The sequence below is a fragment of the Pusillimonas sp. genome (assembly GCF_035515275.1).
In the GTDB taxonomy this organism is placed as follows: domain Bacteria; phylum Pseudomonadota; class Gammaproteobacteria; order Burkholderiales; family Burkholderiaceae_B; genus Pusillimonas.
In genome coordinates, this window is the sequence record NZ_DATJBQ010000040.1 from 32831 (window position 1) to 45150 (window position 12320).

10 protein-coding genes and 1 pseudogene are annotated in these 12320 nt (G+C 59.9%); 10 read left to right on the top strand and 1 reads right to left on the bottom strand.

The features are described 5' to 3' along the window. Positions 1-106 precede the first annotated feature (106 nt). From VL003_RS02735 to VL003_RS02750, 4 genes are all read left to right on the top strand, one after another. Positions 107-1033 (top strand): hypothetical protein, encoded by a 927-nt coding sequence (locus VL003_RS02735; protein WP_325439337.1) that lies wholly within the window; start codon positions 107-109, stop codon positions 1031-1033. A 122-nt stretch (positions 1034-1155) separates the two neighbouring features. Next, positions 1156-3450, top strand: a complete 2295-nt coding sequence (locus tag VL003_RS02740) for an NADP-dependent malic enzyme (RefSeq protein WP_325439355.1) — start codon at positions 1156-1158, stop codon at positions 3448-3450. A gap of 4 nt (positions 3451-3454) precedes the next feature. Next, entirely contained in the window at positions 3455-4654 is a 1200-nt protein-coding gene (locus VL003_RS02745; RefSeq protein ID WP_325439339.1) for a patatin-like phospholipase family protein, read from the top strand. Continuing rightward, a complete protein-coding gene (locus VL003_RS02750; RefSeq protein WP_325439341.1) occupies positions 4654-5124 on the top strand; it encodes a barstar family protein in 471 nt (156 codons plus the stop codon). The genes VL003_RS02745 and VL003_RS02750 overlap by 1 nt, the downstream gene beginning before the upstream one ends. A gap of 58 nt (positions 5125-5182) precedes the next feature. Here the strand turns inward: VL003_RS02750 and VL003_RS02755 are convergent, their stop codons facing one another. Beyond that, entirely contained in the window at positions 5183-5914 is a 732-nt protein-coding gene (locus tag VL003_RS02755) for a 16S rRNA (uracil(1498)-N(3))-methyltransferase (protein WP_325439343.1), read from the bottom strand. 192 nt (positions 5915-6106) lie between these two features. Here VL003_RS02755 and tkt point away from each other — a divergent pair, with 192 nt between their 5' ends. The 6 genes and pseudogenes from tkt to VL003_RS02785 all read left to right on the top strand — a co-directional run. After that, positions 6107-8155: a transketolase gene (gene tkt, locus VL003_RS02760; protein ID WP_325439345.1), complete on the top strand. Its 2049-nt coding sequence runs from the start codon at positions 6107-6109 to the stop codon at positions 8153-8155. 14 nt (positions 8156-8169) lie between these two features. Further along, the gene (gap, locus tag VL003_RS02765; RefSeq protein WP_325439347.1) at positions 8170-9183 is read left to right on the top strand and encodes a type I glyceraldehyde-3-phosphate dehydrogenase; all 1014 of its coding nucleotides are present in this window, start codon (positions 8170-8172) and stop codon (positions 9181-9183) included. A 65-nt stretch (positions 9184-9248) separates the two neighbouring features. Beyond that, the gene (locus tag VL003_RS02770; RefSeq protein WP_325439349.1) at positions 9249-10445 is read left to right on the top strand and encodes a phosphoglycerate kinase; all 1197 of its coding nucleotides are present in this window, start codon (positions 9249-9251) and stop codon (positions 10443-10445) included. A 21-nt stretch (positions 10446-10466) separates the two neighbouring features. Further along, positions 10467-11099, top strand: coding sequence for a molybdopterin adenylyltransferase (mog, locus tag VL003_RS02775; protein ID WP_325439351.1), 633 nt, complete (start codon positions 10467-10469; stop codon positions 11097-11099). Positions 11100-11149: 50 nt separating this feature from the next. Next, positions 11150-12214 carry a class II fructose-bisphosphate aldolase gene (gene fba / locus VL003_RS02780; RefSeq protein WP_325439353.1) on the top strand — a complete coding sequence of 355 codons (1065 nt, stop codon included), beginning with the start codon at positions 11150-11152 and terminating at the stop codon, positions 12212-12214. Next, positions 12215-12320, top strand: a pseudogene (locus VL003_RS02785) (phosphoribosylaminoimidazolesuccinocarboxamide synthase); the annotation flags it as partial.

The window sequence follows — 12320 nt, forward strand, 5'->3', positions numbered from 1 at the left end:
AAGCTTGCAGATAGTACGCAGCATACCTCGCTATACTTTTTTGACTCATTGAAAACGTTCCGACGAAAACACACAAGCCATCGTCGCCGGACAACAGGAAACACACATGGAGTCCAACTCGAGACGGGCTTTTCTTACTGGGCGCCGTGCGGCGCAAACCCCTTGGGAGCAGTTCGTGCGCCGCCTGCGCCGAGGTGTAGGGGGCAATTTTCTTGATTTCGGCCTGTACGACGGAAAAGGCAGCGGGCGTCTAACCCCAAGCCACGGAGGCGATGTGCGCCTTGCCCTGGCGCTGTGCCGCGAGTTCGGTGTCGTGCTGGCGCTTAACGGTGTCGAACAGGCCGACAGTCTCACCGGGCAGTCGGTGCTGTGGGTGGAGCTCGACGCCGCGATGGCCGGCGTGCAGCCCCTTCCCGACCAGGACGGTAAATGGTTTGTACAACCCGGCACCTTGCTGGCCGAATTGACGGATGCCGGCCTGACTCAGTTTGCCGACCAGCCGGGCTATATGACCATTGCTGCGTGGATAGCCGACCGAAGCCTGTGTGCATGGGCGCCGGGTGAGTCGTTTCGTTCGGGCCTGCTGAATGCGTCGGTGCTGATGGCCGACGGCACGGCTGCGATATTCGGCCCATTCGGCACCCACAACCGTCTTCCTCTTGCCACCCTGACCCAGCAAAAGCTGGTGCCGCAACTTTTTTCGCTGGTGTCGTCCGAGTTGGTTGCAGAGTTCAGCCACATGCCGCACTGGCCGGCGCGCTACCGGCTGGATGCCATGAGCCCCGTCAAGGGGCATGAGGTCAATCTTTCTCATCTGTTCCTGGGGCACGGCGGCGACCTGGGCTGGATCGAATGGATGGTTTTCGAGGCGCGGCCCGCGTTGCCGCTTGTTGATTGGTCCAAGGCTTATACCAGCCGCCCGCCAAATGATGAGGCGCAGGCGGTGTGGGAACAAGCGTCTACGCTTGATCGCCAGGCCAAATTGCTGTTTGACCCACACCGCGTTTTTCCCGATCCCGGCCAAGATCTCTGACGCATGCCGCGTGCGTCCTTGGCGGGCGCCGCGCCTAGCGTAAGCACCGCTTCATGACCGAAGCCGTGCAAGGGGCTAGAATGATCGTCTCTTATTCATCTCGTCTGTCTGAGTCGAACACCATGGAAGAAAACTTTCGCAAAGCGGCCCTCGAATACCACGAGCAAGGCCGACCGGGCAAAATTGCCGTCACGCCTACCAAGCAGCTCTCCAATCAACGGGATCTGGCGCTGGCATACTCGCCCGGCGTTGCCGCTGCTTGCGAAGAAATTGTCAGCGATGCCAGCAACGCCTATCGCTTCACGGCGCGTGGCAATCTGGTGGGGGTCATTACCAACGGCACCGCAGTGCTTGGCCTGGGCAACATCGGTGCGCTGGCGTCCAAGCCGGTTATGGAAGGCAAGGCCGTGCTGTTCAAGAAGTTTGCCGGCATCGACGTGTTCGACATAGAAATCAACGAAAACGACCCCGACAAACTGGTCGAAATCATTGCCGGCCTCGAGCCGACGTTCGGCGGCATCAATCTTGAAGACATCAAGGCCCCCGAATGCTTCATCGTCGAGCGAAAGCTGCGCGAACGCATGAAGATCCCGGTCTTTCACGACGATCAGCACGGCACGGCCATTTGCGTGGCTTCCGCGTTCATCAGCGCCCTCAAGGTAGTGAACAAAGACATTACCAAGGTCAAGCTGGCGGTTTCCGGGGCCGGTGCCGCTGCCCTGGCATGCCTTGATCTGCTGGTCGACCTGGGTCTGCCCATTCAGAACATTTGGGTGTCCGACATCGAGGGAGTGGTCTACAAGGGCCGTACCGTGCTTATGGACCCGGCCAAAGAGCGTTTTGCGCAAGACACTTCCGAACGCAAGCTGGGCGAAATCATTCAGGGCGCCGACGTGTTCCTGGGGCTTTCTGCCGGGGGTGTGCTCAAGCCTGAAATGGTGGCGGCCATGGCTGACAAGCCCATTATTCTGGCGCTGGCCAACCCCGACCCCGAGATCCTTCCCGAACACGCCCATGCAGTGCGCGATGACATTGTCATGGCCACGGGCCGGTCCGACTACCCCAATCAGGTCAACAACGTTTTGTGCTTCCCGTATATTTTCCGGGGGGCGCTTGACGTCGGTGCAACCACCATTACGCGGGGCATGGAAAAGGCCGCCGTCGAAGCCATATCGCAACTGGCTCAAGAAGAACAGAACGACGCGGTGGCGGCGGCGTACGGCACGTATAACGTGTCCTTCGGTCCCGAGTACTTAATACCCAAGCCCTTCGACACGCGCCTGATCGTGCGTGTGGCGCCTGCCGTGGCGCGCGCCGCCATGGAAGACGGCGTGGCAACACGGCCGATTGCCGATTTCGACAGCTATGTCGACGAGCTGCAACAGTTCATGTATCGCTCCGGTTCGTTCATGAAGCCGCTGTTCTCGACCGCAAAAAGCATTGTGCGCGACGGCGGCAAGGCGCGCATTGTGTTCAGCGAGGGCGAAGAAGAACGGGTGCTGCGCGCCGTGCAGATCGTGGTCGACGAAAAGCTCGCCAAACCCATACTTATTGGTCGCCCCGAGGTGCTCGAGGCGCGCATCAAGAAATTCGGCCTGCGCCTGAAGCTGGGTGTGGATGTAGAAGTCACCAATACCGAGTACGACGAGCGTTTTCATCGCTATTGGACTGCTTACTGGGAAATCATGTGCCGTCGGGGCATTACCAAAGAGATGGCCCGCGTCGAGATGCGTCGCCGCCTTACCCTGATCGGCGCCATGATGATTCACATGGGTGATGCCGACGGCATGGTGTGCGGTACGGTGGGTGCCTATGCCGACCACTTGCGGTTTATCGACGAGGTCATTGGCAAGGCACCGGGCGCACGCACTTATGCGGCCATGAATATTTTGCTGCTGGCCGAGCGCACCATTGCGTTGGCCGACACCCACGTCAACGACAACCCGACCACCGAGCAAGTGGCCGAAATTACGCTTGCGGCGGCCGCCAAGATGCGCGGGTTGAACATCGAGCCCAAGGTGGCGCTGCTGTCGCGCTCGAATTTCGGCAGCGGAAGCTCGGCCTCGGGCGCAAAAATGCGTGACGCGCTCGAAATCGTGCGGGCCCAGGACCCCAGTCTGGAGGTCGATGGCGAGATGCATGGCGATTGCGCGTTGGATGAAGCCTTGCGCCAACGCATCTTGCCCAATACGACCCTGAAGGGCGCGGCCAACCTGCTGATCTGCCCCAACGTCGATGCCGGCAACATTGCGTACAACCTGATCAAGACCGCAGCGGGTGGAAACGTGGCAGTGGGCCCGTTTTTGCTGGGCGTGAATGCGCCGGTGCATATTCTTACGTCCAGCTCGACGGTTCGGCGCATCGTCAACATGGCGGCTCTTACCGTGCTGGACGCGAATATGACCCGTTCATCGTAATGTCATGCGCCAAGGCTTCGGTCAGTCGCCGGTAGGCCTTGTACTGATGGGGGGCGGCGCTCGCGCCGCCTACCAAGTCGGCGTATTGGCCGGCGTGCTCGATATTCTCGATCCCCAGCGTTCCCCCAAGTTTCGAAACCCTTTTCCCATTGTGTGCGGCACCTCGGCCGGAGCCATCAATGCCGCCGCATTGGCTTGTCGCGCCAACGATAGTCATCTGGCGGTCGATCGCCTCGTCACGCTTTGGGAGCATTTAAGCACTGACCACATCTACCGCAGCGACGCCCTGGCCCTGGTCAGCACTGGCTGGCATTGGCTGAGCATGTTGACGCTTGGCTGGCTGTGGCCTGGTTTGCGCGGGCAGCGGCCCAGTTCGCTGCTCGACAACGGCCCCTTGTCAAAGTTGCTTGCTTCAGCGCTTGATTTTGACCGCCTGAACGACAACCTGGACGAGGGCGAACTGCTTGCCATTGCCATTACTGCAACCGCTTTTATCAGCGGTGAGCATCTTACCTTCTATAATGCGCGCCACCTTATCGAACCATGGACGCGCAGCTTGCGTCGCGCGGTGCCCGGGCCCTTAGGGGTCCAGCACCTGATGGCCTCCAGCGCCATACCCTTCGTGTTTCCCGCCGAGGCCATTTTGGTCAACGGCAAAACCGAGTGGTGCGGCGATGGGTCAATGCGTCAGATGGCGCCGCTTAGTCCTGCCATTCATCTGGGAGCCAAGCGGGTGCTGGTGGTGGGTACCGGCCACCGGGACGACACGCACACAGAGGCGCGCCGGGTGGATTCCAATTATCCACCGCTCGCTCAGGTAGGTGGACATGTGTTGTCCAGCATCTTCATGGACGGCCTGTCCATGGATGTTGAAAGGTTGGAACGGATTAATAGTTTGTTGGAACTGGTGCCGCCCGAAGCGGTCGAAACCCAGACCCTGAGAAATGTCAGCGCACTGACAATAACCCCCAGCAAGCCGCTGGACAAAATAGCCATGGAGTTTTTGCATCAAATGCCACGTTCGGTTCGTACACTTTTCCGGGTACTCGGTGTATCGTCAGGTTCCGGGGCCACGACAGGCGGGGCGTTGGTCTCGTACTTGCTGTTCGAAGCCGGATACACACGAGAGCTCATCCGTCTGGGTAGGGCTGACAGCATGGATCGTATCGATGAAGTCAAAGCGTTTTTCAAGGAGACGCAATAATGACCCAAGCGCAGGCATGGCAGAAAAAGTTTCAGAAGGGTGGTTTGATCGACTCTTCCGCCATCTCCAGGGATGAAGCCATTGAGCGGGCCAAGGCAGCGGGCATGACCGCCTATATTGTCGACTGTGATCGCGCTCGCAGTCGCTCGGCGGTGTTGCGGGCCGTGGTCAAAGCCGTTGATTTTCCCGAGTTTTTTGGGGGCAACCTTGACGCACTCTACGATTGCCTCTGTGATACGGTGCTCGATCACAAGGCCGGGTTGTTCTTGTGGTTCGACAAGCTGCATTCGGGCGACCCGGCACTAACCGACGACACAGCGGCAATTTTGGCCGTCTGCGAAGACGTGGTCGAGTTCGCCGCAAACAACGATCGTCGTTTTGCTTATGCGGTGGTGCACGCCGGCAAGCATCCCGACCCCGAGCCCGGCGTTGCGCCGACCCCGTATTCGGGCTCTCGCGAGGCCGAATAAGCCTCATGAATGCAGCGGCGGTCGGCCGCTGCATTCAATAACGATCAGGGCAAACGGTTCAGGTCCAGCCTTTTAGCGCGCTGATAGCAGCGATCAGGGCGATGCCGGCGGTTTCGGTTCGCAACACCCGGGTTCCGAACCGTACGGGTTTTGCGCCGTGATTGAAAGCCTGTTGCCGTTCTTCTTCCGACCACCCGCCCTCGGGGCCCACCAGCAAGGTGACGTTCGCGGCACTACCGATCAGGTCGTTCAAGGTTTGTGTGGCCTCGGGGTGGCATAGCAGCAGCGCACCGCCGGTCTCGTCCATGTTTTCCAGCCAGGTTTCCAGCGAGGCTGGAGCCTCGATTTTCATAATCCGGTTGCGCCCGCATTGCTCACTGGCCGACTGTGCAATACGCTCCCAGTGTTTCAGCCGCTTGACCTGGCGTTCTGCACTTAGCTGCACAACGCTGCGTCGTGCCGAGACGGGAATCAGTCTATGTGCGCCCATCTCGACCGCTTTTTCGACGATCCAGTCCATTTTGTCGCCCGAGGGCAGGCCCTGGACCAAGGTGATGCGGCCCGGCAGCTCGGCTTCGATCGCCTGATGTGCGCCCACGGTCGCCTGCGCGGTTTTGCCGTGAACGTGCAGTATCGCGTCGAACTGGCCGCCGTTCCCGTCAAACAAGGTAATGCGTGAGCCGTCTTTCAGGCGCAGTACACGCAGGGCGTAGTGCGCAAGGTCGGAGGGCAGTTCCTGCATTTGGTTGGCTTGCAGGGGCGCAGAGCAGAAGAATCTTGGTTGGGCCATTTGCGGTGAAAAAGGGGCGGCGTTAAGCAGGTTTGACAATTTCGGTTGCGGCCGGGCCGGGGGCGGTCGCGTTACAACGGCGCTAAGGGTTGGTTACAAAGCCGGACTATGCCCGGGGTGCTAAAATCGAATGCTTTGTAATGTTGACCAGGAAACTCGGCCCTTGCGGCTGCCAGCCCTAGAGAATACCCCATGAGCCTAACGCCAGCCCAAGACTCTACCTTGGCCAATGCCATCCGTGCGCTTTCCATGGATGCCGTCCAGCAAGCCAACTCCGGTCATCCGGGCGCCCCCATGGGCATGGCGGACATCGCCGAAGCCCTCTGGACGCGTCATCTGCGTCATAACCCTTCTGATCCGTCCTGGATCAACCGCGACCGTTTCGTGTTGTCGAACGGGCACGGCTCGATGCTGATCTATTCGCTGTTGCATCTTACCGGCTACGACCTGCCGATCGAAGAGCTCAAGAACTTCAGGCAGATGCATTCACGCACGCCGGGCCACCCCGAGGTCGGCATTACGGCGGGTGTTGAAACCACCACCGGGCCATTGGGCCAGGGCCTGGCCAATGCGGTGGGCATGGCGCTTTCTGAAGCGTTGCTCGCCAAGGAATTCAATCGCGACGGCCATCAGGTGGTCAATCACTTTACCTACGCTTTCGTGGGCGACGGCTGCCTGATGGAGGGCATCTCGCACGAGGCTTGCTCGCTAGCGGGTACGTTGGGGCTGTCGAAACTGATCGTTTTTTACGATGACAACGGCATCTCCATCGATGGCAAGGTCGAACACTGGTTCGGCGACGACACGCCCTCCCGCTTCGAAAGCTATGGCTGGAACGTGGTTCGCAATGTCGACGGCCACAATGTGGCCGACGTTGACCAGGCCATCGAACAGGCCAAAGCGTGGGCGGCACAAGGCAAGGGCCCGACACTAATTTGCTGCCGAACCGTTATTGGTAAAGGCTCGCCCGGCATGGCGGGCTCCGAGAAAGTGCACGGCGCGCCTCTGGGCGCCGACGAAATCATCGCCACCCGCCAAGCCATTGATTGGCCTCACGAGCCCTTCGTGGTGCCCGAGCATGTGTATCAGCGCTGGGACGCACGCGTCAAAGGTAAGCTTTGGCAAGACGAGTGGCAAAAGTCGCTCGATGCCTATGCCCAGGCGTTTCCGCAAGAAGCAGCCGAGCTGGCGCGCCGCATGGCCGGCGAGCTTCCGGCAGGCTTTGCCGACCAGGCGCGCGCCTTTGTGCAGGCCACAGCAAGCAAGGCCGAAACTGTTGCAAGCCGCAAGGCGTCGCAGTTTGCCATTACGGCTTTTGCCGAAATGCTGCCCGAACTGCTGGGCGGCTCGGCCGACCTCACCGGCTCCAATTTTACCGACTGGAAGGGCGTGACGGCGGTGCGCGCCACCGATGCAGGCCTGCAGTTCGGCCGCCACATCAACTATGGCGTACGCGAATTCGGCATGGCGGCCATTATGAACGGTGTGGCCCTGCATGGCGGCTATTTGCCTTTTGGCGGCACCTTTCTTACGTTTTCAGACTATTCCCGCAACGCCATCCGCATGGCGGCCCTGATGAAGCAGCGGGTGGTGCATGTGTTTACCCACGACTCCATCGGCCTTGGCGAAGACGGCCCCACTCACCAGTCGGTCGAACACGCGGCCAGCCTGCGGTTGATTCCGAACTTGCATGTATGGCGTCCCTGCGACACCACCGAAACCGCGGTAGCGTGGCAGTTGTCGTTGCAGCGCCCGGCCAGCCTGGGAATGCAAGTGCACAATGGCGGCCCGAGCGCCTTGCTGCTGTCGCGACAGAACTTGCCCTTTGTGCAGCGCGACGACAAAACCATCGACGCCATTGCTCGCGGCGGCTATGTGCTGCGCGACGCCGACAATGCACAGGCGGTCATTATCGCCACGGGTTCCGAGGTGGCGCTGGCGCTGGGTGCGCAAGAACAATTGGCCGCCAAGGGTGTCGCGGTGCGCGTGGTGTCCATGCCCTGCACCCAGGTTTTCGACGAGCAAGATGCGCAATGGCGCGAATCGGTGTTGCCCAAGGGCTTGCCGCGTGTTGCGGTCGAGGCGGGAGTTACCACCGGCTGGTACAAGTATGTCGGCCTTGAGGGCGCCGTCGTGGGGCTGGATACCTACGGCGAATCGGCTCCGGCAGGTGTCTTATTCAAGCATTTCGGCCTGACTGTCGAGCGTGTTGCGGCGGCCGTCGAACAAATTTTGCAATAAACAGGAGAGTAACCATGGCAATTCGCGTAGCGATCAACGGATACGGACGCATTGGACGCAACGTTCTGCGGGCCCACTACGAAGACGGCAAGAAGCACGACATTGAAATCGTCGCCATCAACGACTTGGGCGACCCCAAGACCAACGCTCACCTTACCCGTTACGACACCGCGCACGGCCGTTTCCCCGGTACGGTAGAGGTTGACGGCGACTACATGGTGGTCAATGGCGACCGCATTCGTGTGCTGGCCAACCGCAATCCTGCCGAACTGCCCTGGGGCGAGCTCAAGGTCGACGTCGTGCTCGAATGCACGGGCTTTTTCACCACCAAAGAGGCCGCAAGCGCCCACCTGAAGGGCGGCGCCAAGAAAGTGATTATCTCGGCACCCGGCGGCAAAGACGTTGACGCCACCATTGTTTACGGCGTGAACCACGACGTGCTCAAGGCAAGCGACACCGTTATTTCGAACGCTTCGTGCACGACCAACTGCCTGGCCCCGCTGGTGCAGCCGCTGCATCAGAAAATCGGCGTGGTCAACGGCCTGATGACCACCATTCATGCCTACACGAACGACCAGGTGCTTACCGATGTGTATCACACCGATCTGCGTCGCGCCCGCTCGGCCACCTCCAGCATGATCCCCACCAAGACCGGTGCGGCTTCGGCTGTGGGTCTGGTTTTGCCCGAGCTTAACGGCAAGCTCGACGGCTATGCCATTCGCGTTCCCACCATCAACGTGTCGCTGGTCGACCTGTCGTTCGTGGCTGCTCGCGAAACTTCGGTGGATGAAGTCAACTCCATACTCAAGGCCGCCGCCGCCGAAGGCCCGCTCAAGGGTATTCTTGATTACACCGACGAACCCCTGGTTTCCGTCGATTTCAATCACTCGACAGCTTCCAGCACGGTGGATGAAGGCCTGACCAAGGTTTCGGGTACGCTGGTCAAAGTGGGTTCGTGGTATGACAACGAATGGGGTTTCTCGAACCGCATGCTCGATACCACGGTGGCCCTGATGTCGGCCAAGTAACAGGCGCGGCAACGAGCAAGGGCGGGGGGTACCCGCCCTTTTTTTCAATTACGTTCTTTTTTCTTATGTCATCGATCCAGACTCTTTCGGCCCTGGCCAAGACAGACGCCTTATCCGGCAAACGCGTGTTTATCCGCTCCGATCTTAACGTTCCTTTCAACGATGCCGGCGAAATCACCGAAGACACGCGTATTCGCGCTTCGATTCCCGCCATACGAAAGGCCCTGGACGCCGGAGCCGCTGTTATGGTTACATCGCACCTGGGACGGCCCACCGAAGGGCGCGTTGCCGCGAACGACACGCTTGCTCCGGTGGCGGCACGGCTGACGGCTCTGCTGGGCCAGCCGGTTGAGCTGATACGGGACTGGGTCGAGGGCGTACAGGTTGACCCGGGCCATGTGGTGTTGCTTGAAAACTGTCGCTGCAATCTTGGCGAAAAAAGCAACGATGAAACCCTTTCGCGCAAAATGGCTGCGTTGTGCGATGTGTATGTGAACGATGCCTTTGGCACGGCGCATCGGGCCGAAGCCACCACGCACGGCATCGCACGTTTTGCGCCTATTGCTTGTGCAGGCCCATTGCTCGAAGCCGAGCTCGACGCCCTGGGTCGTGCCCTGAAAGAACCCAAACGCCCCATGGTGGCGATTGTGGCGGGCTCAAAGGTATCGACCAAGCTCTCGATCTTGCGTTCGCTGGCCGACAAAGTCGACCAACTGATCGTGGGCGGCGGCATCGCCAACACCTTCATGCTGGCGCAAGGCCTTTCCATCGGCAAGTCGCTGGCCGAGCCCGACCAGATCGACCAGGCGCTTGAAGTGATTGAAATCATGAAGCAGCGCGGCGCCGAAGTGCCCATTCCGACCGATGTGGTGTGCGCCAAGTCGTTTGCCGCCGATGCGCAGGCCGTGACCAAACCCGCAGACCAAGTGGCCGATGACGATCTGATTCTTGATATCGGCCCCGATACGGCGGCCGGCCTGGCAAAAATGCTGCGCAACGCCGGTACCATTGTGTGGAACGGCCCGGTGGGGGTGTTTGAGTTTGATGCCTTTGCGGGAGGCACTGAAACGATCGCCCGCGCCATTGCCGACTCGCAGGCGTTTTCCATCGCCGGCGGCGGCGACACTTTGGCCGCTATTGCCAAATACGGCATTACCGACAAGGTCGGCTACATATCTACGGGCGGGGGCGCCTTTCTCGAGTTTCTGGAAGGCAAGACCCTGCCTGCAGTCGATATTTTGCAGCAGCGCGCCGCCCGCTAATCTTAGCTTAGGAGGGGCTTCATGTCCGCGAACACCCGGCTGTTACGCCGTAATCCTGATGAGCTTCTGGTCGGCCTGGTTTCGGTTTCTGACCGCGCTTCCAGCGGGGCATATCAAGACCAGGGCATACCGGCTTTGCAAGAATGGCTGACCCAAGCCCTGGTCGGTACGGCTCAGTATGCGACCCGCCTGATTGCTGACGAACAGCCTGTTATTGCTCGTACCCTGGTTGAGCTGGTTGACGAGGTCGGCTGCGACCTCGTCCTGACAACCGGAGGCACCGGTCCCGCACGACGCGATGTCACCCCCGAGGCCACGCTGGAGGTCGCTACCAAGCAAATGCCGGGCTTTGGCGAACAAATGCGCCAGATCAGCCTGTGCTTCGTGCCCACGGCCATATTGTCGCGCCAGGTGGCGGTGGTTCGTGAAACCGCCGACCATGCTGCACTGATCATCAATCTGCCGGGCCAGCCCAAGGCAATCAAAGAAACGCTCGAAGGCCTGAAAGACGCCGATGGCGCACAGGTGGTGCCGGGCATTTTTGCCGCCGTACCCTATTGCATAGATTTGATCGGCGGCCCCTACATTGAAACGCACCAGCAGGTGGTCAAGGCCTTTCGCCCCAAGTCGGCGGTTCGCACACCACGCAGCTAGCGGGTAAAATTGATCTATCCCCTTTATTCATCTGATTTGGAGGTCTCGTCATGGCCCTAGTTTCCATGCGCCAGTTGCTCGATCATGCCGCCGAGAACGGCTACGGCATTCCCGCATTCAACGTCAATAATCTCGAGCAAGTGCAGGCCATTATGGAGGCCGCGCACGAAACCAATAGCCCGGTCATCATGCAGGCTTCGGCGGGTGCTCGCAAGTACGCCGGCGAAACCTTTCTTAAGCAACTTATCCAGGCCGCCGTCGAAAGCTACCCCCATCTGCCGGTGGTCATGCATCAAGACCACGGCCAGTCGCCCGCAGTGTGCCAGGGCGCCATCGACCTGGGCTTTACCAGCGTCATGATGGACGGCTCCCTCAAAGAAGACGGCAAGACCATTGCCGACTACGACTACAACGTCGACGTCACCAAACGTGTGGTCGAGATGGCTCACAAGCTGGGCATTACCGTCGAAGGCGAGCTGGGCTGCCTGGGCTCGCTCGAAACCATGATGGGCGACAAAGAAGACGGACACGGTGCCGAAGGCACCCTGACCATGGACCAATTGCTCACCGACCCCGAGCAAGCGGCCGATTTCGTTCGCAAGACCCAGCTCGACGCCCTGGCCATTGCCATCGGCACCAGCCACGGTGCTTATAAGTTTTCACGCAAGCCCACCGGCGACATTCTGTCGATTTCGCGCATTAAAGAAATCCACGCCCGACTGCCCAACACCCACTTGGTCATGCATGGCAGCTCCAGCGTGCCCCAAGAGCTTCTGGCCGAAATCCGCCAGTTCGGCGGCGACATGAAAGAAACCTACGGTGTGCCCGTTGAAGAAATTCAAGAAGCCATCAAGTTCGGCGTGCGCAAGATCAACATCGACACCGACATTCGTCTTGCCATGACCGGCGCTATTCGCCGCTTCATGGCCGAAAACCCCTCCAAATTCGACCCGCGCGAGTACCTCAAGCCGGCTCGCGAGGCCGCCAAGAAAATCTGCGTGCAGCGCTACCAGCAGTTTGGTACGGCCGGCAACGCCGACAAGATCAAGCCTATTGCGCTCGACGACATGGCCGCCCGCTATGCGGCAGGCAAACTGGCTCAGGTGGTGCAGTAAATGGGGCCGTTGCATCAGTCGCAGATCAAGTCGCTGCCTTTGGTGGCGCGCGGCAAGGTGCGCGATATGTATGCTGTGGGCGACGACAAATTGCTTATCGTCGCCT